Annotated in this window: 24 protein-coding genes; 7 read left to right on the top strand and 17 right to left on the bottom strand. The window is 63.0% G+C overall.

Going from position 1 to position 25071, the window contains the following annotated elements; translation table 11 throughout:
• The first annotated feature begins 64 nt into the window (after nucleotides 1-64).
• Both PGC08_RS01875 and PGC08_RS01870 read left to right on the top strand, forming a co-directional pair.
• Nucleotides 65-415, top strand: a complete 351-nt coding sequence (locus PGC08_RS01875; protein ID WP_442868147.1) for a cytosine permease — start codon at nucleotides 65-67, stop codon at nucleotides 413-415.
• Between the two features lie 320 nt (nucleotides 416-735).
• Nucleotides 736-2202 carry a lipase family protein gene (locus PGC08_RS01870; protein WP_271709375.1) on the top strand — a complete coding sequence of 489 codons (1467 nt, stop codon included), beginning with the start codon at nucleotides 736-738 and terminating at the stop codon, nucleotides 2200-2202.
• A gap of 145 nt (nucleotides 2203-2347) precedes the next feature.
• On the opposite strand, the gene PGC08_RS01865 is transcribed toward PGC08_RS01870, so the two are convergent.
• The 5 genes from PGC08_RS01865 to PGC08_RS01845 all read right to left on the bottom strand — a co-directional run bounded on the left by PGC08_RS01865 (nucleotide 2348) and on the right by PGC08_RS01845 (nucleotide 8802).
• Nucleotides 2348-3088, bottom strand: a complete 741-nt coding sequence (locus tag PGC08_RS01865) for a DUF1345 domain-containing protein (protein WP_226823967.1) — start codon at nucleotides 3086-3088, stop codon at nucleotides 2348-2350.
• Between the two features lie 62 nt (nucleotides 3089-3150).
• Nucleotides 3151-4494, bottom strand: a complete 1344-nt coding sequence (locus PGC08_RS01860; protein WP_271709374.1) for an amidase — start codon at nucleotides 4492-4494, stop codon at nucleotides 3151-3153.
• 66 nt (nucleotides 4495-4560) lie between these two features.
• A complete protein-coding gene (locus tag PGC08_RS01855; protein WP_271709373.1) occupies nucleotides 4561-6078 on the bottom strand; it encodes an amidase in 1518 nt (505 codons plus the stop codon).
• On the bottom strand, nucleotides 6075-7415 hold the full coding sequence (locus tag PGC08_RS01850) for a M20 family metallo-hydrolase (RefSeq protein WP_271709372.1): 1341 nt from the start codon (nucleotides 7413-7415) through the stop codon (nucleotides 6075-6077). Before PGC08_RS01850 ends, PGC08_RS01855 begins: the two co-directional genes overlap by 4 nt.
• Nucleotides 7416-7482: 67 nt before the next feature.
• Nucleotides 7483-8802, bottom strand: a complete 1320-nt coding sequence (locus PGC08_RS01845; protein ID WP_226830416.1) for an MFS transporter — start codon at nucleotides 8800-8802, stop codon at nucleotides 7483-7485.
• Nucleotides 8803-9040: 238 nt separating this feature from the next.
• Here PGC08_RS01845 and PGC08_RS01840 point away from each other — a divergent pair, with 238 nt between their 5' ends.
• Nucleotides 9041-9214, top strand: a complete 174-nt coding sequence (locus PGC08_RS01840) for a hypothetical protein (RefSeq protein WP_096162499.1) — start codon at nucleotides 9041-9043, stop codon at nucleotides 9212-9214.
• A 66-nt stretch (nucleotides 9215-9280) separates the two neighbouring features.
• Here the strand turns inward: PGC08_RS01840 and PGC08_RS01835 are convergent, their stop codons facing one another.
• Nucleotides 9281-10201, bottom strand: a complete 921-nt coding sequence (locus tag PGC08_RS01835; RefSeq protein WP_096163133.1) for a LysR family transcriptional regulator — start codon at nucleotides 10199-10201, stop codon at nucleotides 9281-9283.
• A 108-nt stretch (nucleotides 10202-10309) separates the two neighbouring features.
• Between PGC08_RS01835 and lgt the strand changes: the two genes are divergently transcribed.
• Nucleotides 10310-11233 carry a prolipoprotein diacylglyceryl transferase gene (gene lgt, locus PGC08_RS01830; RefSeq protein WP_096163134.1) on the top strand — a complete coding sequence of 308 codons (924 nt, stop codon included), beginning with the start codon at nucleotides 10310-10312 and terminating at the stop codon, nucleotides 11231-11233.
• Between the two features lie 45 nt (nucleotides 11234-11278).
• Here lgt and PGC08_RS01825 read toward each other — a convergent pair whose 3' ends face one another.
• The 3 genes from PGC08_RS01825 to PGC08_RS01815 form a co-directional block, all read right to left on the bottom strand.
• Nucleotides 11279-12475 (bottom strand): pyridoxal phosphate-dependent aminotransferase, encoded by a 1197-nt coding sequence (locus tag PGC08_RS01825; RefSeq protein ID WP_096163135.1) that lies wholly within the window; start codon nucleotides 12473-12475, stop codon nucleotides 11279-11281.
• A gap of 139 nt (nucleotides 12476-12614) precedes the next feature.
• Nucleotides 12615-13175, bottom strand: coding sequence for a hypothetical protein (locus tag PGC08_RS01820; RefSeq protein WP_271709371.1), 561 nt, complete (start codon nucleotides 13173-13175; stop codon nucleotides 12615-12617).
• Between the two features lie 139 nt (nucleotides 13176-13314).
• Nucleotides 13315-13713: a cupin domain-containing protein gene (locus PGC08_RS01815; RefSeq protein WP_226829966.1), complete on the bottom strand. Its 399-nt coding sequence runs from the start codon at nucleotides 13711-13713 to the stop codon at nucleotides 13315-13317.
• Nucleotides 13714-13851: 138 nt separating this feature from the next.
• On the opposite strand from PGC08_RS01815, the gene PGC08_RS01810 reads away from it, so the two are divergent.
• Nucleotides 13852-15306 carry an NAD(P)/FAD-dependent oxidoreductase gene (locus tag PGC08_RS01810; protein ID WP_271709370.1) on the top strand — a complete coding sequence of 485 codons (1455 nt, stop codon included), beginning with the start codon at nucleotides 13852-13854 and terminating at the stop codon, nucleotides 15304-15306.
• A gap of 15 nt (nucleotides 15307-15321) precedes the next feature.
• Nucleotides 15322-16491, top strand: a complete 1170-nt coding sequence (locus PGC08_RS01805) for a pyridoxal phosphate-dependent aminotransferase (protein ID WP_271709369.1) — start codon at nucleotides 15322-15324, stop codon at nucleotides 16489-16491.
• A gap of 99 nt (nucleotides 16492-16590) precedes the next feature.
• Here PGC08_RS01805 and PGC08_RS01800 read toward each other — a convergent pair whose 3' ends face one another.
• Together PGC08_RS01800 and PGC08_RS01795 are read right to left on the bottom strand one after the other, a co-directional pair.
• Entirely contained in the window at nucleotides 16591-18021 is a 1431-nt protein-coding gene (locus PGC08_RS01800) for a sodium:solute symporter family protein (RefSeq protein ID WP_271709368.1), read from the bottom strand.
• An 88-nt stretch (nucleotides 18022-18109) separates the two neighbouring features.
• Nucleotides 18110-18952, bottom strand: coding sequence for a MurR/RpiR family transcriptional regulator (locus tag PGC08_RS01795; RefSeq protein ID WP_271709367.1), 843 nt, complete (start codon nucleotides 18950-18952; stop codon nucleotides 18110-18112).
• Between the two features lie 85 nt (nucleotides 18953-19037).
• Here PGC08_RS01795 and PGC08_RS01790 point away from each other — a divergent pair, with 85 nt between their 5' ends.
• The gene (locus tag PGC08_RS01790) at nucleotides 19038-20264 is read left to right on the top strand and encodes a metal-dependent hydrolase family protein (protein WP_069599287.1); all 1227 of its coding nucleotides are present in this window, start codon (nucleotides 19038-19040) and stop codon (nucleotides 20262-20264) included.
• A 401-nt stretch (nucleotides 20265-20665) separates the two neighbouring features.
• On the opposite strand, the gene PGC08_RS01785 is transcribed toward PGC08_RS01790, so the two are convergent.
• The 6 genes from PGC08_RS01785 to PGC08_RS01760 all read right to left on the bottom strand — a co-directional run bounded on the left by PGC08_RS01785 (nucleotide 20666) and on the right by PGC08_RS01760 (nucleotide 25010).
• The gene (locus tag PGC08_RS01785; protein ID WP_271709366.1) at nucleotides 20666-21295 is read right to left on the bottom strand and encodes an RraA family protein; all 630 of its coding nucleotides are present in this window, start codon (nucleotides 21293-21295) and stop codon (nucleotides 20666-20668) included.
• Nucleotides 21292-21693 (bottom strand): RidA family protein, encoded by a 402-nt coding sequence (locus tag PGC08_RS01780; RefSeq protein ID WP_069599285.1) that lies wholly within the window; start codon nucleotides 21691-21693, stop codon nucleotides 21292-21294. Before PGC08_RS01780 ends, PGC08_RS01785 begins: the two co-directional genes overlap by 4 nt.
• Nucleotides 21690-23099 carry an MFS transporter gene (locus PGC08_RS01775; RefSeq protein WP_271709365.1) on the bottom strand — a complete coding sequence of 470 codons (1410 nt, stop codon included), beginning with the start codon at nucleotides 23097-23099 and terminating at the stop codon, nucleotides 21690-21692. Before PGC08_RS01775 ends, PGC08_RS01780 begins: the two co-directional genes overlap by 4 nt.
• Before the next feature lie 230 nt (nucleotides 23100-23329).
• The gene (locus tag PGC08_RS01770) at nucleotides 23330-23962 is read right to left on the bottom strand and encodes a homing endonuclease associated repeat-containing protein (protein ID WP_271709364.1); all 633 of its coding nucleotides are present in this window, start codon (nucleotides 23960-23962) and stop codon (nucleotides 23330-23332) included.
• A 5-nt stretch (nucleotides 23963-23967) separates the two neighbouring features.
• A complete protein-coding gene (locus PGC08_RS01765) occupies nucleotides 23968-24378 on the bottom strand; it encodes a hypothetical protein (RefSeq protein ID WP_271709363.1) in 411 nt (136 codons plus the stop codon).
• A 17-nt stretch (nucleotides 24379-24395) separates the two neighbouring features.
• Entirely contained in the window at nucleotides 24396-25010 is a 615-nt protein-coding gene (locus PGC08_RS01760) for a small multidrug efflux protein (RefSeq protein WP_271709362.1), read from the bottom strand.
• Between the last annotated feature and the right edge of the window lie 61 nt (nucleotides 25011-25071).

Genomic DNA, 25071 nt, shown 5'->3' with positions numbered 1-25071 from the left:
CATCTGCCCGTCGCAGACCGATCTCTGCCGTGCGCAGGCCAAGAACTTCGTCCTCGCCCTGCTTATGGTCTTCACTCCATGGAGCATCATCAACCTCACCGACTACTACCTGATCTCGAAGGACCGCTTCGACATCCCCGCCTTCTACGACCTCAAGGGTCGCTACGGCAAGTGGAACTGGCGAGCCTTGGTGGCCTATGGAGTCGGTGTCGTTGTGCAGATTCCGTTCCTCGCCCAGTCCTTCTACACCGGACCCATGGTCGAGAAGCTCGGCGGCGCAGATATCTCGTGGATCGTCGGCATCGTGGTGACATTCCTCCTCTACTTCTTCATGCTCCGCAACCGCAGCGTTGCCCCTTCGGAGACCATCTACCCGGATGTGGAGGCACTGGACGCCCAGCGCAGCCGAGGCTAAAGCTGGAGTCACCGCAGCAGCGGGAACATCGCGAGTGCATGCGGAAAATGCACATTTCAAGTCAGGCTGAGTAGGTTGCAACCTACTCAGCCTGACTTGAAATGTCTGCCGACAGGTATCACCCGGCGACTGGCCCACCTGCACATTCGCGCTTCTCGATTGACCGATAAGAAATGTTACTGATAAGTTCTACCCTCGAGTAGGATTGTGATGCCTGTCACCATACAGGCCTTGCATCAGAGACGATCGGAAGGACGGGCACACTTGTCCCGTCGGTCGGCGACACCACAACTGTTCGCGCATCCTCAATGCCGAGACACATGACAGAACAGGACCAGACACATATGGGCACGTCCCGTCATAGAACGCTTCCACACGCACGACGCTTCGCAATGCTGAGCGCTGCCACCATCACCGGGCTGACACTCGCACTTGGCACAGTGTCGGCACCCGCCCAGGCACAATCGTTGGTCCCGCAGAGCGAAGACGAAGCCAAGAGCATGATCGAGGACAGGCAGGCCGAAGACTCGGACTCCCTGAACAGAAGCAATGTCCCAGAGAGCGTCAGCGTCGAGGATGCGAAGGCAGCCGTCGACAAGTCGGATGAGATCTCCACTGCTGATGTCGAGTACGCAGCAGCGCTCGAAGACCTTCCCGACTCCGGCGTCCCCGAGGACTTCTACCAGACGCCGGACCAGTTGCCGGAGGAGAACGGCGGCGTGGTCAAGCAGACGCCGTCGAAGTTCTACGTCGATCCCATCAAGCTCATTGAGCACAATGCGAAGTCCACGACGTATATGTACAAGACCACCGACGAAAAGGGCACAGCACGAGCGGCCACTGCCACGCTGCTGACCCCGGAAGGTGCGGAGGGCGACGCGAAAGACGCTGTCGTCATCTCACCTGGCACGCAGGGCATCGCCGATAAGTGCGCTCCCAGCCGGCAGATGGCAATGGGCACCGAATACGAGGGCATCTCCGTGACCTCTGCATTGGCGGCGAAGCGTCCGGTTCTCGTCGTCGACTATGTCGGGCTCGGTACCGAAGGCGCACACAGCTACCTCAACCGCGTGGAGGAAGGTCGATCCGTCCTCGATGCGGCCAAGGCGGTTCAGAACGTCGAAGGCAGCACCATCAATGAAGACACGAAGCTTCAGCTGCGCGGCTACTCGCAGGGCGGACATGCCACGACCGCGGCATTGGAACTCGCGGATGACTGGGCGCCAGACCTCAGCCTCGCCTCCGCCTCGGCGGGTGCCGTTCCGACGGACCTCTACAAGACGGTCTCCGGCCTCTCCAGCATGCAGACAGGACTCCTGCTCTACGGAGTCTCCTCGTTCGCCGATCAGGCAGATGTCGACCTGACTGAATTCCTCAATCAGGAAGGCCTGGACAGAGTCGAAAGCGCCTCCAACCAGTGCACGATCGAAGCAGTCCTGTCGAACGCCTTCCTCGACACGAGCACTCTGACGAAGGACGGAAGTTCATTCCAGGACCTCGTCCAAGAGAAGTTCATGGATGTTGCCGATAAGCAGCGGTTGGGAGATGCCGAGATCCCAGACATCCCGGTCCTCGTCAACCACAGCCGCCTCGATGACGTCGTGCCCTTCGAAATGGGCAAAGAACTGGCCTCGAAATGGTGCGACGCCGGCCACAAGGTTGCGTTCGAGGGCAATCTCGGCCCGACGCACATCGGCGGCTACATCGCCTCGCTGCCTCGCGTCGAGTTGTTTACGAATCGCACCTTCGACGGCAAGGCACCCGTTGACAGCTGCTGGAGATTGTGAGGACAGCACAATGAGCTGACCCTCAAGACCAACACCATGAAGTGCGGTGCCGCCTGTTCACTAAGCAGGCGGCACCGCACTTTTCGTTGTGCGCTGCACTTGTCGGTAGGCACCGCTTCGCCTGACCGCGCCGGTCAGACACTCCTCAGATCTTGAGGTAGGACAGGAACATCGACACCAGCGTCGCCACGACGACCGAGTTGAAGACGAAGGCGACAATGACATTGCTGCGCACCATCTTCCATCCCTCGCGGGTGATTGCTCGCCCTGGCAGAGCTGCCGTCATCGTCGAGGACAGCACCGCGAACGTCAGATAGTCACCGAATGCCCGCTCTTCCGGCATGTCGAACTCGAGTTGCCTGGCGCCGAGGCTTCCCCCTCCGCCGAGGTCGAGTCGCATGAACTCCAGAGCAAACGAGTACACCATGACCGACCACGAAGCGACCACGTTCGCCAGCCCGAGAATCACGGATAGGACGATGCTCCCGTCCGAGCCCATGGTGACGAGGTAGATGTTGAGCACGATCGCGACGTACGCAGCCAAAGTCGCCCATGACACGGCCCCGCCGTTGCTGAAGTATCGCGACCACCAGCGCCGCTTGCGAGCCAGCGCCCAGCGCGAGTGCACTATGAGCTCGGTTTCGTCGAGCTCGTGCAGCCCGGCGTGAGTCCACAGCAGATAGATCAGCGCGAAGATCGGCCATGCGAAGAGGAAAATCGCGATGAGCTTTTCAACGACATCCCCCAGCTGCCCTGCCTCCGCACCGAGCGGGTTGAAGTCGAGGCCCAGGACGAGCACGAGGCCGACGACCAGGGCTGGCACCATCGCCACGTTCGCCCGCATATCGTCGGTGATCGTGATCATCTGGCTGTGCGTGGGCCTCATGACGGGGCGGCTCCGCTTCGTTCGTGGCTGCTGAATTTGTCTTCAGCGTAGCCGAGACCCGATCAGAGCCCGTTGACGAATTCGAGCAGTCTCTCGTCGCTGCGCGGTGGGCCGACGATCTGCACCGACTCGGGTTTCGCCGGCTTGGCCGACCCAGGTGAGTTGGCCCCAGCTGCCATGCGGCTCTGGGCCTCCCCCACGGTTGCTCCGATCGGCAACGTCACTGCCGGCCACCCGAGAACGTTGAAAGGCAAGGAGTAGCGCATGAATTTCGCGGCAGACTCCGGTCCGAGCTCATCCCACGCAGCCACTTCACCGTCCATGGCAGGCGTGATGATGAAGTCAACGTCGTCGAAGAACGATTCGGCGGTAGCCCGAAGTTCTTCCAAGGAAGCCACATTGGACTGATACTCGGCCTCGGTGATGTTCTGGCCCGATAGGATCTTCGCCCAGACGCCTGGCTGGTATTGCTCGCCCTGGTCATCCAGGAACTGCTTGTGCAGAACATAGGCTTCATAGCGGCGCACAATGTCATAGAAGTCGATCCCCCGCTCAATGAGCTCCGTCAGATAATCGACGTTCGCCGAGGTGGTCGTTGCCTTCCCCGATCCACTGAGATGTTCGCTCGCCCACGCTCGTACCCCCGCGGCCGATTCGTCTGCCGCGTTGAGTAGGCTCAGGTCGATCCTCGGCGTCTCTGCAGGTGAGGAGACTGCAGGACTTGCATCCGCCCCATTCCCAGAGATCACCCTGAAGGCTGCGGTGAGCAGCGGCAGGTTTCGTGCGAACAGGCCCACCGTGTCGAAGGACGGCGACAGTGGGAAGACCCCTTCGGCCGAGACTGTGCCGAAGGTCGGTTTGAACCCGATGACGCCCTGACAGGCGGAGGGCACTCTCACGGAACCTGCGGTGTCAGTTCCCAGCGCCAACGGCACCACTCCGGCAGCAACGAGAGCTGCCGACCCCGAGCTTGACCCACCGGTGCACAGCGCGGGGTCAACCGGGTTGATGACTCGCCCGAAAGCACTCTCATCACCGAGGATGCCGTAGGAGTACTCCTGACAGTTCGTCTTCACCACCGGCAGCGCACCGGCGCGCTCCAAGAGACTCACCACCGGAGCCGATGCACTCGGGTCGGGTCCACTGCTGACGTTCGACCCCATCGTCGTGGGGAATCCAGCCACATTGATGACGTCCTTGACCGCGAAGGGAATGCCCTCGAGAGCTCGTGCTTCTTCACCGGCAGCGGCACGCTCCGCTGACTTCTTCTCAAGGGTGCGTGCGCGATCGCCCATCACCGAGGTGACGGCATTGAGGTCTCGACCGATTCCTTCGACTGCAGCCAGTGTCTGTTCGAGGCTCTGCATTGAACCCTGCTCCCCTTGCGCTCCGTTGGTTTCGCCCACGCTCCTCATCGTGCCAGAAGGCTGAGCGACGTGTCAGACGACATGCTGCTCAGCCGTGGCAAGCAATCACCCCGGTGCGATCCCCGTCCACGGCACCAGCTGCTCGACTGCAGCGGCGACGTCGAAGGCCGTGCGGTCGTCGAAGGGATGGGCGATGACCTGTAGGCCCGTCGGGATTCCGCAGTCGGCCATGCCGGAGGGCACGTTGACGATCGGCACCCGGTTGCAGATGTTGAAGGGCATCGTCATGTGCGACTGCCAATAGTGCTCGAGCCGCACTCCCCCGCCGTCGCCGCCAGCGCCATTACCAGCACCGACTTCTTCCCGGCCCACACCGTTCGAGTCGATCGTGATCCCGTCGAGGTAGCTGGCATCGGCTTCGAGTCCTGCCACCGCCGAGGTGGGGGCCAGGAGGACATCGAATCTCTCCATTGCGGTCGCAAGTTCCGCCTGGATCTGCGCCTCAGCGGCCAGCCCTTCGTAGAACGTATGACGGCTGGCGACCGCCTCGGCGTCGGCCATGATCTGGAGCGTGTAGTCGGCCAGCGTGTCCTCGTGCCCGCGCGTCGCGGCCCGCATCGCGGGGGCGAGGATATTGCCGAAGTGCGTGAACGCGGTTTCGAAGATCCGCTCCGCCCTCCACGGCAGTTCGACCTCTTCGACAATTGCCCCCGCAGCCTCGAGCGCCGAGGCGACCGCCCGGGTATTGGCGATGATGTCCTCACCGACGGGGAAGTCACCCAGGCGCAGGCAGAGAGCGATCCGCTTCCCCTTCAACCCTTCGACCACCTCGGCGGAGGTGGCATCGAAGCCGTCGAGGAAACCGGGTGAGGTGATGGTGGCGTGGTCGCTGGGATCGACGCCGACCATCACCCGGGCAAGCAGAGCGGTGTCGGCGACGGTGCGCGCCATCGGTCCGTCCCCGCGGTACCAGTCGGCGGCCAAGGGCTGGACGCCGGGAATCCGACCATAGGGTGCCTTGAATCCGACGGTGCCGGTGAACGCGGCGGGCAGCCGGGTCGATCCGGCGATGTCCGAGGCTGTGGCCAGGGGCGCGAAGCCCGCCGCCAGCGCCGCGCCCGAGCCGCCCGAGGACCCGCCGGGTGAGAGTTCAGGGTTCCACGGATTGCGGGTCACGCCCCACATCGGGGAATGGGTGACCGTCGCGCAGCTGAGTTCCGGCGAGGTCGCTCGGGCATGGACGAACCCTCCGGCTGCGCGGATGCGGGCGATGATCGCCCCGTCTGCTCCGGCCACGGTGTCGCGTTCGTGGATGAGCCCCTGGCTCAGCGTCCGCCCGGCGATCGCGTGCTTCTCCTTGGCGATCACGGGCAGGCCGAGCAATGGCCGGGCGGCGGCCGCCTCGGTGAGCTCATCATTCGATGCGTGTGCGTAGAAGCCTTCGGCCTCCCTCGCCGAGGTGACCGCCTCCTCCACGACCTCCGTGACCGCATTGATGCGCTCGTCCTCGGACGTGATCCTTCCGATCTGGGAGGTGAGGTATTCGACCGGGGAGAGGTCCTTCGACCGAAACTTCGTCAGTGCCTCGCTCGCGGACAGTGCCCAGGGTTCGCTGCTGGTCATGCGCGTGCCTCGGCGACGGATTTCCCGACCCACACTTCACCGTCGCGGTCCTCACTGAGTTCGCCGTTGACCAACTCCGTGGCGACGTTGGTGAGGACGCCGAGGCCGCGGATCATGTCCTCGTCGGTGGTGAACTCGCGTTCGCAGTGGGAGACGCCGTCGACGCTGGGCACGAACATCATCACGGCGGGCACCCGGTGGTTCATGGCCACGGAATCGTGGCCGGCCATGGTCTCGAGGCGCCGGATCGACAGCCCCTCATTGGCCACGGCCTTCTCAGCCAGCTCGACACCGGTCTCCGGGAAATAGAGCTTGCCGCGGACGTCGAAGTCCTCAACCTTAATCGTGATGTCATGCTCCAGGGCGATGCTCGCGATCTGCTGGTGCAGGGTATCCCGGGCGGCCTTGACGATGTCCGGATCGGAGGACCGGAGGTCGGCGACCATGTGCACGCGGCGGGGGACGACGATGGGTGAGTTGGGTTCGACGACGTGCTGGCCGACCGAGGACACGAGTGCTTCGTCGGCGAACTCGTTGACCACGTCGGCGACGGCGAGGACGATCTTTGCGCCTGCGACGAGGGCGTCGTGGCGATCGGCCATGGCGGTGGCGCCGGTGTGGGACTGTTCGCCGAGGACGTCGATGTCGAGCTTCTGCGTGTACCAGCTGGATTCGACGACGCCGATGTTCGTGGCCTCACGCTCGAGTATGCGGCCCTGTTCGATGTGGATCTCCGCGTAAGAGATCGCCTCGGGCGGGGTGTCGGTGCCGTTGTAGCCGATGGCGGCGAGCGCCTCGGCGACGGAGGTTCCCTCGAGGTCTTGGACGGCGAGCATCTCGTCGAGGCCGAAGAGTCCGGCGTAGACGGAGCTGCCCATGATGGATGGGGCGAAGCGTCCGCCCTCCTCGTTGAACCAGTTGACCACGGCGATGTTGAAGCGCGGCTTCTGTCCGGATTCGGCGACGTTCTCTTTGACGCGCAGGGCTGCGAAGAGGGCTGCGATGACTCCGTAGGCGCCGTCGAAGCGGCCGCCCAGGGGCTGGGAGTCCAGGTGTGAGCCGATGAGGACGTAGGGGGCGTCGGGGACGAGTTCGAGGCAGGCGAACATGTTGCCGATCGCGTCCACGCGCACCTCGAAGCCGTTGCCTTCGGCCCAGCCGCGCATCCAGTCACGGCTCTGCTTGTCCTCGAGAGTCAGTGCCTGCCGGTCGACGCCATCGTTGTCGGTGGCGCCGAATGTGGCGACGTGGTGGAAGTCGGTGAGGAAGGCAGCGTCGCTGGACGCTGCCGCAGACGAGGAGGCTGCGGTCGAAGTTCCGGGGGATGCTGTGGTCATGGTGCGTCTCTTTCTCTTGCGAGTCTGGTGCTGAAGTGGGATTCGGATCGCCGAGGTGGCCCGGCGGTCACCCCAGCCGGCCCCGGGTCTCGGGGAGGCGGGTGACGAAGATGAGGACGAGGACGATCACCGCGCAGATGGTCATGTAGAACCCTGGTGCGGTGTTGACGCCGGTGATGTCGACGAGCCAGGTGCCGACGAACGGAGCGGTTCCGCCGAGGATGGCGTAGGAGATGTTGTAGCTGATCGCTGCCGAGGTGAAACGGGTCTTCGTGGAGAAGCGCTCACAGAAGAAGGTGTAGCAGCCTCCGCCGTAGCAGCACAGGGAGATGACGAAGATCGTCTGTCCGAGGAACGCCAGGCCCATGTTGCCGCTGGTGACCAGGCCGAATGCGGGGATCGATGTGATGGCCAGGAGGATGGAGCCGGCGATGAGCATGGGTTTGCGTCCGACTCTGTCGCCGATGGCTCCGGCGATGGGAAGGAAGATCGTGTAGCTGGCCATGGCGATGGCATTCGTCAGCAGTGATTGTTCGCGGGTGAGGTCGCCGGTGGTCTGGATGTAGGTGACGAAGTAGGCCGAGAGCATGTAGAAGCCCAGGGCGGTGAGTCCGAGGACGAAGAAGACCTGAAGCATGCCCACCGAGTTCTCGCGGAAGGAGTCGCGGATCGGGCTGAACTCCTTGGGGCGTTCGGCCGCGGTCTTCTTGAACAGATCGGACTCGTCGGTGCGCGAGCGGATCCAGAGACCGACGGCCGAGAGCGGCAGAGCCAACAGGAAGGGAATGCGCCAGCCCCAGGAGTCGAAGGACGCGTCGCTCATCACAGTCGAGAGCAGCAGAATGAGGCCGCCGGCGAAGACAGAGGGCAGAGCAGTGGCGGCCAGGGTGATGTTGATCCACAGTCCGCGCTTGCCCACCGGTGCGTGCTCGTAGACGAAGGAGGGTCCGCCGACCGATTCGCCGCCAGCGGAGAAGCCCTGGCCCAGTCGGGCGAGGATGAGCAGGATGGGCGCGAACCAGCCGATCTGGTCGAAGCCCGGCAGAATGCCGATCAGCGCGGTGCAGATGCCGACGAGGAAGATCGTGACGGTCAGAGTCTTGCGCCTGCCCACCTTGTCGCCGAGGGCACCGAAGAACAGTCCGCCCAGGGGCCGCATGACGAAGGCGACGCCGAAGGTGGCGAAGATGACGAGCAGGCCGGTGACACGGTCACCGTCGGGGAAGAAGTACTCGGAGAGGATGACGGCCGAGAGCCCGTAGAGCGTGAAGTCGTAGAACTCGACGAACTGGCCGATGCTGCCGCCGACGAGCACCTTCTTCTGCATGCTCGTGGTCTTGCCGGACTGTTTCGGTTGTGTCGTGGGGGTCGCAGGTGTCGCGGACATAGAAGCTCCCTTGCCTAGTCCTCAGGTGTGGAACCATTGTTGCCCGGCTTCGTGCATCAGTCCAACAGATACTTTTTAACCTGGCCATAGATCTACTTGATGAGCCGTAAGTCCAGTTGTTGAGTGGCGCGGGTATGCGCCCGAGCACGGTGCCGTGCGAGACTGCTCGCAGGCTCAAACTCGCAGTCACACAACTGCGCGAGGCCCCATACCCACAGACCACTCAAGGAGACGAACTATGTGCCGAGCAGTCACCTGCACTACCTGCGGCAAGACGACCTGGGACGGATGCGGACTCCACATCGACTCCGTCAAACGCGAGGTTCCTGCACAGCAGTGGTGCGGCGGACATGATCCGGAACCCGAGCAGAAGGGCAACCTCGTCCAGAGGCTGTTCGGACTCGGAAACTGACCCCAGAGACTCGGTCCCGGAGCCGTCCACCTCGGGCCGGCTGACTAGCCCGGGCCTGCCGTCGGCCTACTGCTCCGCGGGTCCCAGGATCTCCCTGGTCAATTCGCTGAACGCACGCGCTCGTCGGCTCAGACGTACCTCTTTGGGCCACACCATGGACAGGTCGATGCTCGGGAAATCGTCGAGCAGCGGCACGTCGACGGTCATCGACCCGATGTACGTTCCCGAGGACACGCTCTGGCTCAGCAGCGAGTATCCGTGGCCCATCGCGACGAATGATCGGACGGTCTCATAGCCGGCGAAGCTGTGCCGCACCTTCGGCACGATGCCGGCGATGCGAAAGAGCTCATCGTAGTACTGCCGGGAAAACGGCAGATCGAGCTGGATGTAGTCTTCGTCGGCGAGTTCACTCAGATGGATCGGACGCGGTCCTTCCGCTCCCCCGCCGAGGTGGTGGTTGAGTGAGACGAGTGCGTGAGGTTTGACGACGTCGATGAGGAACGAGTCGAACCGGTCGGTCAGCCCCAGCGTGTACGTCAGCGCAATGTCGCAGAATCCGGCGATGACCGCGGTCTGGAGTTCGTGGAGGTCGGCCTCGAAGTAGTTGACCCGCACATCGGGGTAGCGTTTCTCGAACTCGGCGTGGATGAGCGGCAGCCGGGTCGGAGCAATCGGTGAGAAAACCCCGACCGTGAGATTCCCGCTCAGCGACTGCGCCAGCCCGTGGGCGGTCTCGCCGAGGGCATCGGAGGATTCGAGGAATGGATTGACCTCGAAGAGGAAACGTCTGCCTGCAGGTGAAAGGACCACGGAGCGGTTCTTCTGCCGGATGAACAGGTCGATGCCCAGGGTCCGCTCGAGCTGAGCCATGGCCGTTGAGATCGCCGACTGGGTGACGTTGAGATGCTTGGCCGCCTCGGTCATATTCTCCCTGCGGGCAACCTCCTGGAAGTACCGCAGTTGAACGAGGGTGAAGTCGAGTGCCATAGGTGTCATCATCTCACTCGACGGTGCTGGCACCCCTCAACCGGTGGACGAAGCTGCGCACGGCTGCTGGAATGGCTCTTCAGGGGGTCGAGGAAATAGACTGGCACCGTGCTTGCCAATCCAGCGGTCGACGACCTGCCCACGCTGCCCCACGATGTTCTGGCCTCTATTCCCAGCCCGAGCGTCTCCAGCTTCTCGCTGGGCCCCCTGACGATTCACTTCTATGCGCTGTGCATCCTCGCGGGAATCGTCATCGCCATCGTGTTGACCAATCACCGTCTGACCAAGCGCGGAGTCGAGGAATGGCAAGTCCTCGACATTGCGACCCTGGCCGTCCCGATGGCCATCATCGGGGCCAGGATCTACCACGTCATCACCCACTACACGGACTACTTCGGCCCTGGTCGCAATCCGTGGAATCCCTTTGAGCCCGGCTCTGTGTGGGCGATCTGGGAGGGCGGAATCGCCATCTTCGGCTCACTCATCGGCGGCACCCTGGGCGCGCTGATCATGTGCCGCCGGCTCAACATCAAACTCTCCGCACTTCTCGACGCCATCGCCCCGGGACTGATCCTCGCCCAGGCGTGCGGTCGCTTCGGCAACTGGTTCAATCAGGAGCTCTTCGGCCAACCGACCACACTTCCCTGGGGCCTGGAGATCGACCCGAACAATCCGGCTTTCCCTCCCGGGCTGCCTGTCGACACCCTCTTCCACCCGACGTTCCTCTACGAGGTCATCTGGAACAGCCTCGGCGCCCTGGTCCTGCTGTGGTTGGGCCGCCACCTGTTCTTCCAGTGGGGACGCCTCTTCGGCATGTACCTCGTCTGGTACGGCGCCGGACGCATCGTCTGGGAGTCCATTCGCCTCGACCCCAGCTTCGTCGTCCTCGGCCTGCGCACCAATGTGTGGGCAGCGATTGGCGCGGTTGCTCTCGGAATCGCCATCATCGTCGTTCAGAAGATGCGGCACCCCGAGCCGGAGAAGTCACCGTTCATCAATGATCGGAAACCTGAGCCCGAACCCGCCGACTAATCAGCTCGACCGGCCAACTGGCTCGACCGGCGGCGACCAGCTGGCTCAGCCCTGCGTGACCCAGTCACGTAGGCGCCCAAGACCTTCATTGATCTCGTCGACGCCGATGCCCGAGTAGGCCAGACGGATGTAACTGCGGTCCTCCCACTCCTGCTTCCGGCCAAAGTGTTCGCGGGTGCAGAAGGAGACTCCCGTGTTGTGGAGTGCCGCGGTGGAGAACTCACCCAGCGTGGCAATCCCCATGGCCGCCATCGCCTCGGTGACATCGGGGAAGACGTAGAACGTTGAGCCAGGCGTTGCCACGCTCATGCCCGGAATCGAGTTGACGATCGAGCAGGTGGCGTCCCGACGCTTGCGCAGCACCTCGAGCATCTTCCCTACGCCGTCCTGTGGTCCCTGCAGTGCGGCGATGCCTGCCCACTGGACGTAATGGGTGGTGCACGATTCGTCGTTGGTGTTCAACGTCGACATCACCTCGGCGATCTCACGAGGTGCGACAGCACAGCCCAAGCGGGACCCGGTCATCGCGAACTTCTTGCTGAACGTGTAGAGGATGACGGTGCGCTCGCGCATGCCGGGAAGCGCGGCGATGGACTTCGACTTCCCCTTGTAGCGCATCTCGAAGTAGGCCTCATCGGAGAGCACCCAGAGATCGAACTCCTGGGCGATCTGGGCAATGGCCTCACGTTCGGCATCGGTGGATTCGGCCGAGATCGGGTTCTGCAGGTCGTTGTAGATGATGGCGACGGTCTGGTCGTCGATCGAGGCCCGCAGGTGGTCGAGGTCGATGGCGAATCCGTCGTCGGTGGGCACGTACCGGTAGGGCAGGGCAGTGCCGCCGAGGTATTCGATCTGGGATTCGTAGATCGGGAAGCCGGGGCTGGGGTAGAGCACGCCTTCGCCAGGATCCATGACGGTTTGGAGGAATTTCGTGATGACCGGCTTGCCACCTGTGGTCACGACCACCTCGGCGGGGTCGATGCTCATCCCACGTCGGGAGCCGATGTCATCGGCCAGTGCTGCGCGCAGTTCCGGGATCCCCGGGCCCGGGCAGTAGCCGGTCTTGCCGTCCTTGATCGCCTTGTCCATGGCCTCGACGATGTGGGGTGCCATGGGGAAATTGAGATCGCCGAGGTGGAACGGATAGACCACATTGCCGCGGGCCTTCCAGTCGGCGGCGTCCTGGGCAACCCGAAACGAGGTCTCGGTGCCGAGGTTCTCCAAGCGGCGAGCAGTCTTCATTGTCGGCTCCTTCAATCAGATCACTGACGGTGTGGAAGTCTGCGGATCTGCATTCCCGGTTCCCGTCGATTCCCTCACGATAGAACACTGTGGTGTCGAATGTCAGTGGTGCCCGGCTGTCAGTTCGCAGCCAGCGCGCTCAGCTCACAGCAAGAGCGTCGCGACCGGCCATCAGGCACCATAGTCCGATACTCAAGAACACCGGTGCGCCGAGCAGACCACACCAGAAACTCGGTGCGGCGATATCTCGCGGCAGAAGAAGCGCCACAACCGCGACCACGGTCAGCAGAGCCGCGGCGAGGTGGAGGACGGGCTGGGCGAAGACCATGGCGAGCGCGAAGAAGTGGATGCCGACGATCGCGAAGATCAGCGGCGCAACCCAGTCCGAGTGCCCCGAACGGATGGCGAGGAAACCGAGCACACCGCCGACGATGATCTCAGCCCAGACGATGACGATGTAGACGGTGACGGTCGTGGTTCCGGTGGCGATCGCCGTCGCTTCGTCCCAGTGTCGGATCGACAGCAGGATGCTGGGCACCATCAAGGCGAGTCCGCACACGGAGAGTGCGCCGAGGATGACGCGGAAGACGGCGCGACCCGGCGGGCCCTCCTGCGCCCATCCTGACCAGATGAACGCCGCGAGTCCGAACACCGCGCCGATCATTACGAGGTCCCGCGGAAAAGCCTGGTCGATCATCATTGACCCTTTCGCCCCAGTCGACTTGCCTGCCAGTCTAACCAGAGTCGTCTTGGGAGCCGCCTGCGATGTCGAGCACGCCACTGCCGTCTACATCGAGCCGAATGTGTGGGTTCGCCACCGTACGGGTGCGTGAGACCCGCTATTCGCTGGGCGCGATGAACAGTTTCCGCAGGGGTGCTTCGTCAACGTGCCAGCGAGTTTTCATCCCGTCTTCGAGGTGGACCAATGTGCCGGGCGAGAGCTCAACTGGAGGCAGGTCAGGTTCGTCGAATTCGATGCGGCCGGTGCCGCTGATGACGATGAAGACCTCATCGCCTTCGACATCGCGCATGGCACCAGCGCTCATCTCCCACAGGCCGTAGTCGGCGCCGGCGATCGAACCGAGTTCTGCAAAAGCCGTGGTCGCGTCGGCAGGCGAAACGCGTGAACCAGCATCGCTGTCGGTCGCCGAGGTGGCTGCACCGACCCGTTGCCAGTCCTCGATGGGCTCGTGGTCGAGAGGGAAATCGTCGGTGTTGATCGGCTCCATTGCGCTCATGGTGCCAGTTTATCCAGAGCCGCGGTTCATCGACTGATCCGAGTCATGAAACCGCCCCTGGACTGCACGGAATCCATATGGCAATACGCCGCCCTGCAACCATTTACTTCGCTCCAACGGTGGGATAGAACTGATTCCATGTCCTACCTCAACGGCGAGGCCTCCCATTGGCTGACCCAGTCCCCTCCCGAGACCACCATTCCCTCCCCACTGCCCACCGATAAGCAGGACCTCATCATCGTCGGCGGCGGCATGACCGGCCTGTGGTCGGCCTACTACGCCAGGCAGACTCACCCCGACTGGCAGATCACCATCGTCGAGGCAAAGCACATCGGCTACGGTGCCTCAGGTCGCAACGGCGGCTGGCTCTCCACACTGATGCCCGGCAACAGGGCCAAGTACGCCGAGGCGGTCGACCGTGCCAACGACACCGACCCAAACGGCCCGGTCGGCTCTGCCGGACTGAGCGGGGTGGAGTCCGTGAGGTCATTCCAGTCTGCACTCTTCGACTCCATCGACGAGGTCCTCGAGGTTCTCAAAAGCGAGGGCATCGACGCCCATCAGGTCCGCGGCGGCCATATCGACATCGCCCAGTCCGAGGCCGGAATAACCCGACTGCGCGAACTTTACGAGGGTGACAAACAGTACGGCTACGGACCCGAGGACATGCAGTTCCTCGACGCCGAGGCGACCAAGGCACACATCAACGTCGACAACGCTCACGGCAGCGTATTCTTCCCCGGCACCGCCCGCATTGACCCCGCACTCCTCACGCGTGGCTTGGCAGCAGTCCTCAAGAATCAGGGCGTCACGATCTGCGAGGACACCTCGGCGGGTCACATCGGCAAGGGTGTGGTCGCAACGAATCGCGGCCCGGTCACCGGGGACACGATCTTCGTCTGCCTCGAGGGCTACTCGGACACCGTCACCGGTGACCTGCCCGGGCTGGAAGGACGTCAGGTCATCCCCGTGTTCTCGTCGATGATCGCGACCAACCCGCTGCCCGCCTCGGCGTGGGAGGACATCGGCTGGGACGGCCGCGAATGCCTCGGCGACACCGCGCACACCTTCATCTACGCCCAACGCACCGACGACGATCGGATCGCCTTGGGCGGTCGCGGTGCACCGTACGAATTCGGCTCGCGGTTGCCCGGTGACGGGCAGGTCCCCGCCGAGGTGGTCGAGCTGCTGAGCACGCGCCTGTCCTCGCTCTTTCCCAACCTCGAATTCGAGGTCGACCACGCTTGGCGCGGTGCCCTGGGTGTGACCCGGGACTGGTGCGCGGGGATCTTCTTCGATACCAACCAGCGCATCGGCGTGGCCCGCGGCTACGCCGGACACGGAGTCACGGCCACGCACTTGGCGGCGAAGACGCTTCTCGACCGGGCATCGGGAGCCTCGACAGCACTCACACAACTGCCCTGGAACGACCACTACTCCGGCCAGTGGGAGCCCGAGCCGATCCGGTGGTTGGGCATCCGCTCGATGTACAAGATCTTCAACATCGCCGATGAGTGGGAACGGATCACCGGCGCAAAGAAGACGAGCCTGCTCGCCCAGTTCGGCTCCCGCCTGGCCGGATTGCACGAGTAGCGAAAGAAGGACTCCATGACCCGCACGTACCGCCGCATCTCACCGGTGGCAGAGAACTACCCGGCCTCGAGCATTCGCAAGATGTTCAACCTCGCCCTCGACTTCCCCGATGCGGTGAAACTGACCGTCGGCGAGCCGGACTTCAACACCCCGGAGCACATCAAGGCCGCCGGTATCAGAGCCATCGAGAACAACAACACCCGCTATGTCGCCAATGCCGGCATCCCCGAATTACGCAGCGCGATCGCCCGCAAATACTCCGGCCGCTGGGATCGGGGCATCGGCCCGGAGAACGTCATGGTCTCCTTCGGTGCCATGGAGGCGTTGACCTTCGCCCTCGACGTCACCGTCTCCCCGGGCGAAGAAGTCATCATCCCCGATCCCAGCTTCCCGAACTACATGGGTCAGGTCCACCGCCTCGGCGGGACGGCTGTGTCGGTTCCCGTGCGGGAGGTCAACGACTTCAAGCTCCGCGCCGAGGATGTCCAGGCCGCCATCACCGACAGAACCGCGGCCGTGATCATCAACAGCCCCTCGAACCCGCTGGGCTCGGTCATGGACCGGGCCGAGCTCGAGCAGATCGCCGATCTCGCCGATGAGCACGGATTCACCATCATCTCCGACGAGGTCTATGACCAGATGGTCTTCGACGATGCCGTGTTCACATCCATCGCCGAGGTGCGCCCAGACTTCGACCGGTTCCTGGCCATCGGCAGCTTCTCGAAGACCTATGCGATGACCGGGTGGCGCTGCGGCTTCGTCATCGGAGGTGAGGACCTCATCGCTCCGATGTCCCTGCTCCAGGAGGGACTGACCTCGAGCCTGCCCGGATTCGTTCAGGAGGCTGCGATCGCCGCGATCGAGGGACCACAGACGGACGTCGGCATGATGGTGGCCTCCTATGCCGAACGGCGCGAGATTCTCATCGATCGCATCAACGCCATCGACGGGCTGCGCGTCATCCGCCCCGAAGCCACCTTCTATGCCTTCGTCAACGTCAAGGAGTGGGGACTGAGTTCCTGGGAACTCGCGATAGCGCTGCTGGAGAACCACAACCTGGCCACGATCCCCGGCTCCGCCTTCGGACCCGCCGGAGAAGGCTACCTGCGCCTGACATTCGCCGTCTCACCCGAGACGATCAACGACGCATGCGACCGGCTGGAGGCATTCGCCGCGTCGCGGTGAGCTCCTCAGCCCCAGCTACCCGAACCTGCACGACACCGCCGCCTGCACGACGCTTTTGCAGGTTCAGGTGGCCGGAGCAGGTACGCTCTGAAGCTGCTTCTACGACTCGTGCACAATCTTGCTGTCCATCTCAGGTGACTTCCTCCGAGCGGCAGTCGGCTTGGTCACCAGACTGACCACGACAAGGACGACGATCGCTGCAGGCAGCGCGGGAATGACGGAATTGATGTCCTCGGATCTGCCACTGACCTCCCAGAGAACCGTCACGACGCCACCTGCGACCATTGACGACAATGCGCCAGCTGCCGTGACTCGCTTCCAGAACAGGGCGGCCAGAACCGTCGGGGTGATCGCGGCGCCATACATCGTATAGGCGTACATCTGAAGAGCGAGCACAGATTCGAAGAACTGAACCATGATGAAGCCCAAGATCGCGATCGCAAGAACAGAAGCCCTGCCGACCAGGACCCCCTTCTTGGAGTTTCCTCGTTCCTTGTCTTTGATGAATACGAGATCGTAGACGACGTTGCCGGAACAAGTCAGGAGGTAGGACGACCCGGTGGTGATGATGAGCGCAAGTGCGGCCACGAGGAGTACGGCACCGATGCCCGCGGGCGTGAACTCGCCTTCTGCGAGTGCGAGGACCGCCATGTCCGGATTGGTCTCGGGTATGAGAATGGATGAGCCTGAGGCAAGCAGAATGATCGGCGCGACGATCAGCGCAGCTCCGATGAAGAACAGGATCGTCGCGTTGCGGGCGACTTTGGGAGAGCGGGCGGATGCGAGGCGTTGGTGCATGTTCTGATCTCCGAGGATGAGGAGGAACAGTGGCAGGAAGTAGCCCAGGATCTGCCAGGGTGTGAGTACACCAGTGAAGGACTTGAACGCAGGGTCCAGCCGTTCGACGTAACTGCCGAAACCGCCGAGATCATTGAGGAACACCCAGACGAGAGCTCCAAGCAGGGAGATCACAATGAGAACGGCCGAGAGGAAGTCGGTCCAGGCTACAGACTTCAGCCCGCCTGACAGCGACAGGAACGTGATGAGCACCGTGGCGACGATCGTCGCTTGCGTTGTGCTCAGCGGCGTAATGAGAGTGAGGATATAACCGGCTCCGGTGAATTGGTACGCGGTGATGCCGATAAACGCCACGAGGACGACAATGGTGCCCGCAACGCGAACCGGTCGGCCGAACTTGGATTCGAACAGTTCCGGGACGGTGCGGAACCCGTTTCTCCGGACTTTGGGAGCGATGAAGTACAGGACGATGATCCCGCAGAAGGTGCCGCCGAAGAACAGAATCCCCGCCAGCGGACCATTGCTGAAGATGAAGTTCGCTCCGCCGATGATCGAACCGGAGCCGACGAAGGTCGCCAGCAGGGTCCCGGCGAGAACCCAGGTGGGCAGGGATTTGCCGGCCAGGACGAAGTCCTCGCCGTCCTTCATGGCAGAAGCACGACCGAACCACGCAGCGATGGCGATCATGATCGCCACGTAGGCAATGAGGACGATGACGAATGTGAGGTTCATAGGGTTCCCTTGTGTCGTGGAGCACAGATGCGCTGACCACGATTCTCAACGATGAGCACAGGTGAATGCAACATATTTTGCAAACGTCTCATTCTTCGGCGATCGCCGAGGTGGCTCCCCAGAGGTCGTCGATGCGTCCGAGCATGCTTTGGGTCCGCTCCTCGTCATGTCGGGCAAGGCACCCCAGCAGATACTGGACGGCGCTGGTTGCACACACGAGCGATGAGATCAGCTCGGAGGACTCGGCGGGCACGAGGACATATTCGTCGGCAATGTCGGTCAACGCAGTCCGTCGATCGGCAATGACGAGGACCTTGGCCCCCTGCTCACGCGCGACCTCGGCCAGCTGCACCACGGCACGGGAGGACTTCCACAGCGTGATTGCGAGGAAGCAGTCATGCGAGGTGAGGAGATTGACCTCGTTCACCATCGACGTCACTGAGCCCGAATGCAGACGCACTCGGTAGCCGAGCATCTGGGCCACATGCGACAGCTGCATTCCGGGGGCCGCGTAGGAGCCCGTCGCGAACACACCCGTGGACTCGGAGGCGATGATGTGCTCGCTCATTCTGTTCAAAGCGCTCTCATCGAGACCATCGCGCATTCGTTCGAGCAGTTCGATGTCCTTGTCGATCGTTGTCGCCAACAGCCCTTGACTTCGATTGTGCAGATACAGACTGCGTGGGCTCAGCGACGCCAGATAGCGGGTGCGGATTTCGGCGGAGAGGGCCGGCCAACCGGAGTATCCGAGAGACTGAGCGGCCCGAACGACAGTGGCGACATTCACCTCTGCTATGTCAGCAAGAGCTTGGGCAGAGCAGTATGCAGCCTCTTCCGGGTCCGTCTTGATCACACCCAGTATCGTCTTCGTCGCACGCGTCAGCCGTGCAGCCGATCGAAGAGTGTCGACCCACTCGGAGAAGCTGCTCACAGTTCGGACCTCCATTGCAAAAAATGTTGCATTTCATCTACTCTGGGCCCATCATCCTAATCGGATCCAATGAAGGAGACACGGAATGCATCTCGGTCAGGGCATCAGCACGATCATCAACGCACGGGTCCTCGACGTGGATACGGCAACAATATCCGAGCCGACGACAGTGACCATCAATGGCGAGCAGATCATCGAGGTCGGCGGAAGCGGCCCTCCTTCGGGGTCCGACTGCTTCGATGCCGAAGGCAGAATCGTCTCCCCCGGGCTGATCGACGCTCACGTCCATGTCTTGGCTGCCACCGCGAACCTCGGCAACCTGGGCGATCAATCTCCCTACTACCTCGGCGCCCAGGCCGCACGCCTGATGGGAGACATGCTCGGTCGCGGTTTCACCACCGTGCGTGATGCCGGAGGCGCAGACTTCGGTATTGCGGCGGCAGCGCGCGAGAATCTCTTCCCTGCGCCGCGGCTGTTCTTCGGCGGCAAGGCGCTGTCGCAGACCGGAGGGCACGCAGATATGCGCGGGCCCGGGACTCATGTCATGGACAAGCACCTGTGCTGTCCGAATATCGGCATTGTCTGCGATGGAGCTGACGCGGTGCGAAAGGCCGCCCGGGAGAATCTGCGCACGGGTGCGGATCACGTCAAAATTATGCTCTCAGGCGGAGTGGCCTCCCCCACTGACCGCGTCGATTCGACCCAGTTCTCAGACGATGAGATCCGAGCAGCAGTTGAGGAAGCAGAAGCGGCGAATCGGTATGTACTCGGACACGCCTACACTGCGAAGTCGGTCAATCGCGGTCTTGAACTCGGCGTTCGCTCCATCGAACACGGCAACCTCATCGATCGCCGGAGCGTCGAACTCCTTCTCGAGAAGAACGCTTTCCTCGTCCCCACCCTCGTGACATACGAGCGTTTGAAGCAGGATGGCGCTGAATTCGGCCTGCCGGAAGCTAGCCAGAATAAGATCGACGACGTCCTCTACGCTGGCCTGGATGCGCTGAAGCTGGCAGCTGAGCACAATGTGAAGATCGCCTACGGCTCTGATCTGCTGGGCGGAATGCACCCACACCAGGGCCAGGAATTTTCCATTCGCGCCAAAGTTCAGACCTCCCACCAGGTCTTGCGCTCGGCCACGACCACAGCCGCCGAACTGCTCCGACAGGAAGGCAACCTCGGCGTGGTAGCGGCAGGGGCTTCCGCCGACCTGCTGGTCCTCGACGCCAATCCGCTGGACGACGTTTCAGTACTGGGCGACGCAGACAGCTCAATTCACTCCGTCATCAAGGGAGGACGCCTTCTCGAGTGAGGTTCTGTCCGCTGTGCGGTTCCCAGTGGACCGCACGGCAGCGTGCCGCTCGTTGACGTAGAGACTGGCTCCAGGAACCGCGCGTACACACGAAATTCCTGCGAAGTCTATATCGACGTCGCACGCCGCCCGTGCCAGTACCGGTGGACCAACCGCTGTCGCGATGCCGCTGATTCCGGACCTCAGGGGCAATCACCCAGCGAGCGAGATCTCGGAGTTTTCCGATAAAGGTTCAGAGCCCGCGCACCACACTTCTTCTGACGCAAACTGGCAGACATCACATGGGTTCGCTTCGACGCGCGCTTTTTTCAGGAGGTGCGCTTTGGAAAACGTCACGTTTTCACGCACAGTCATATGGGAATACGAGGCCTGCAACACTATGATCGAACGCCTCTGAACGCCTATCCCGGCAGCAGCTCCCGCAGATCCTCGCCCGCCGCGATCCTCGCCAACAGCGCCGACTCGCCACGATCGGAGGCCAACGCCGCCTGAAGGATTTCGTCCCCTGGCCCTGCCGGCGGAAGAACCAGCACACCCTGACGATCGCCGAGCACCAGATCACCTGGGCTGACCATGACGCCGTCGATGTCGACCGCACAATCGAGGACATCATCGCCGAGGCGACCGGTGCGTTTCGTCGTCCGTGCGATCAGCCCCGTGGCGAAGACCGGCAACCGGTCCTGCACGTCGTGCAGTGCACACACGTCGGTGACGGGACCATCGACGACGATGCCTGCGGCACCCTGCGCGATCGCTGCAGCCGCAGTGACCGCCCCGACCGGGGCGTGGATACCGCTTGCGACCCGAATGACGAGGACGTCACCTGGGTTCAGTCCGTGCAGTGCCCGATTGACGGCGAGCGCATCGGGCTCGCGCAGGTCAAGAGTTCGAGCCGGACCGACCATCTGCGCTCCCGCGTTGATCGGGACCATGCGCGGCGTGCAGAACCCTTCCTCGAGGAAGTGACCGAGCGTCGGCAACTCGACCTCCCGGAGCGCCTCGATCAATTCAGCTGGGATCGCAGCACTCATGCAGCCCCACCCTTGGCTTCGGACATGTCTCCCACAACCGCGACACATTCGACCTCAAGCGAGATGTCCCAGATGGAGACGCACACGGTGGTCCGTGCCGGTTTGGCCTCTCCGAAGAAGTCCGCATAGACACGGTTGAATGGTTCCCGTTGTTCCGGCGCGGTCAGATAGGCGTTGACCTTGACGACCTGGTCGATGCCGCTGCCGGCGGTTTCCAGAACCGATCGCAGGTTGCCCAGGCACGTCCTCACCTGGTCTTCGAACGCTTCAGGCGTGATGCCGTCGGCGGCGAAGGGCACCTGCCCGGTGGTGAAGACGAACCCATTGGCAACCACTGCCTGTGAGTACGGGCCGATACTCGGGGCCAAACCCGGGGCTGTTTCAATGCGGCGGATCATCGGTTCTCCACCCCCACCTCGGCGGTGGTGTCAGCGTTGACTCCGGCCTCAGCGGTATCCGCCTTGTCGATGCTCTGCAGACGGTTTTCGGTGAGCAGGAACAGGGCGATGAGGGACAGGACCGCGGAGCCGGCGATGTACCAGGCCATCGAGTCGGACTTGCCGGTGACGTCGAGCAGCCACACGGTGATCGCGGGGGTGATTGCCGAGCCCAGCAGGCCCGAGAGCATGTAGGACACGGACAGTCCGGAGTAGCGGATCTTCGCGCCGAAGAGCTCGGCGAGGAAGGTCGCGATCGGTCCGTAGTTCGCGCAGAAGGCGATCATCATCAGCCCGTAGGCGAGGAAGACTGCGGCGGGACTGCCGGTGTTCATGAGCCAGAAGAACGGGAAGGCGAGGATGACTTCGCCGGCGATTCCTGCGGCGATGATCGGGCGCCGTCCGACCTTGTCGGAGAGGCGGCCGAAGACCGGGATGAAGACGAGTCCGATGATGCAGGCGACAAGGACGACCCAGAGCATGAAGTTGCTCGACAGCCCCTTTTCCTGGGTTCCGTAGTTGACGCCGGAGGCAACCATGAGCGTGAATGTTGACCCGGTCGACAGGGTAGCGACGCCGCCGAGGATGACGGGCTTCCAGTAGTGGCGCATGAGGTGGGCGAAGGGCAGTTTGGCCTTCGCACCCTGTTCGCGGACCTGCTGGAAGCTCGGCGTCTCCTCGATGTTGAGGCGGATGTAGATGCCGACGGCCACGAGCAGCACGGAGGCGATGAACGGGACCCTCCAGCCCCAGGAGATGAGTGCTTCTTCGGACACGAGACCGGTGACGATGAGGAAGGCGAGGTTGGCCAGCAGGGTCCCCACGGGCACGCCCACCTGGACCATCGAGCCGTACCAGCCTCGGCGCTCCTCAGGTGCGTGTTCGACGGTCATGAGAACCGCCCCGCCCCATTCGCCGCCGAGCGCCAACCCTTGGATGATGCGCAGGGTGAGCAGGATGAACGGGGCGGCGATGCCGATCGTGTTGAAGTCGGGGACCAAGCCGATGGCCAGGGTCGCACCACCCATGACGAGGAGGGAGACGAGCAGCATCGACTTGCGCCCGAGGCGGTCGCCGAAGTGTCCGAACAGGACCGCTCCCACTGTGCGCGCCAGGTAGGCAGCGGCGAAGGTGAGGAACGCGAGGATCGTACCCAAAGCCGGTGAGAGCTCAGGAAAGAACACCTGATTGAACACCAGCGCCGAGGCGGTGCCGAAGAGGAACAGGTCGTACCATTCCACGGTGGTGCCGATGACGCTGGCGGTCGCGATCTTGCGCATCTTCGCGCGATCGAGGCGAGCGCTGGCGGCTGTGCCGGTGCCCGAGTTGTCGACGGATCCGTCGTCGGTGCGAGTTGGCGAACTCATGGTGGTGCCTCCCGGAGTGCAGATGAACAGAATTGAAAGTGACTGTCATCACTCTTCCCTGTGCGCACTTCGGCGACAATGAAATTTCACACCGAGGTGGGACTCAGAATTGTGTATTTGCACATTTGCGGTGTTGAGCCGTCCTTGTGCCACCAGCTACCCGAACCTGCACGACCACTCCACCTGCGCCGCGCTTTTGCAGGTTCGGGTAGCCGATGGCGACCAGACCCTCACCCCGCCGAGGCGAGCGCTGCGCTCCAGCTTCCGTAGAACTTCCGCACCGCCGCGGCCGAGGGCACTTCACCCTTATGTTCGGCGGCGTATTCGCCGTAGGCCTTGTAGGTGGCACCGAGATCACGGTCGTCACAGTCAGCGACGAACGTCGCAATTGCCTGATCGTAGGCAGCCTCATCAAAGCGCAGCTGACCCTTTGCGCGGCCGACCGAGCTCGTCGCCAGCCCTGCAGCCTTCAGCGCCTCGTTCCAGGAGCCGAAGCGCTGGACGGCGGTCTGACTCGTCGGCGGCCACACGCTCGCGCCCTTGCTCGAGGCCACGCCAAGGTGGCCGAGGACGGCGGTGCGCTGCCTCTCGTATTTCGCTGCGGTCAGCGGCACCGGGCTGGCAGACCTGCGCACGCTGGCAATGGATCCGGCCACCTCGGCGAGGGCATCGTCCACGCCTCGCCCGCTCAAGGTCTGATTGCGCAGGGCAACTTCCACCTCGGTGAGGATCTCGCTGTCCTCGGGACTCAGCGCAGATGACGTGGCCGAGCCGAGGCCCGCGTCGATCGCGGCGAGGTGAAGCAGCGCCCCGATGAGTGCGGGGGCGGCGGTGTGGGACCTGTCAGCGGCGGAATCATTCATTGACTTCATCTTACGTGGGATGCACCGATTCCACGGTCGATGGCGAAGCTCAGCGCGAACAGCAGTCCGCAGACGGTGACGGCCATGAGCAGTGAGGCGAGCGCGGAGTCGACGATGAGGAAGTAACCGCCGCCCAGGAGCACCATCGAGGCACCGGCCGAGACCAATCGTCCGGTCAGCGTGCCGCCGATGTCGCTGCCATCGAGGATGACGTCGATGAGCCGGGAGATGACGAACCAAGCGAGGAAGACGCCGAGTGTGGCCAGCATCGACTCGGAGAAGGCCAGGCGCATCGGCACTTCGAGTGCCCAGCCGAGCAGCGTGGCAGAGAACGGTATCGCGAACGGGAGTCCGGTGGCCACGAGGATCAGGGCCGAATAGGTGAGGGCTTTCCTGTGTCGGTATGCGGTGGTCATGACTCTTCCTTTCTAGTTCAACTGGTGATGAGGCCGAGTGCTCCGATGGCGATAAGCGTGGTCAAAGTCGTCCAGGCTGCGATGGCGATTCCCTGCCACAGCAGGATCCAGGAGGTCTTGACGCCTGCGCTGACCAAGATCGTCGAGGTGATCTGGGTGGGGATGGCCAGGGGGCCGAGCAGGCTCGCGCCCGGGACTCCGAAGCGGTTGAGGAAGCGTTTGAACTTGATGCGGCCCTTCGATTCGGGCTTCTTTTCGACAGGTGGCTGGTCTAGGAACCTCGCTTCACCCTCCGCCGTTGTGCTCGAATCGGCAGGTGTGCTCTCGTCGGCAATGGCTGCTCCGGGCCCTCCGACCCCAACGGGAATGCTCTCCCGAGTTCGGCTCCGGCGAGTGACCACGGCCCTGCGTGCCCGGGCACCGAGCAACACGATGACGGTGACGCAGACGAAGTTGCCGATGGCCCCGGCGAGGCCTGCGACGATCGGGTTGAGTCCGGCCCACACGCCGATGACGGCAGAGATCTCCCCTTCGACGAAGGGCACTGCGCCGGCGAGCGCGATGATGAGCGGTTGCAGGAGGTCGGGGACGTGGGAGGCGAGGTCCTGGAAGAAGGTGATGACGGTGTTCATGATGTCCTCTGGAAGTAGTCCGATTGATTACTACCAGTGGAAACTGTGTTCTCAGAACAGG

It is taken from the genome of Brevibacterium sp. BDJS002 (assembly GCF_028201555.1).
Taxonomy (GTDB): domain Bacteria; phylum Actinomycetota; class Actinomycetes; order Actinomycetales; family Brevibacteriaceae; genus Brevibacterium; species Brevibacterium aurantiacum.
Note: the sequence above shows the minus strand (reverse complement) of the source record. Positions and strands in the feature narration are given on the sequence as shown.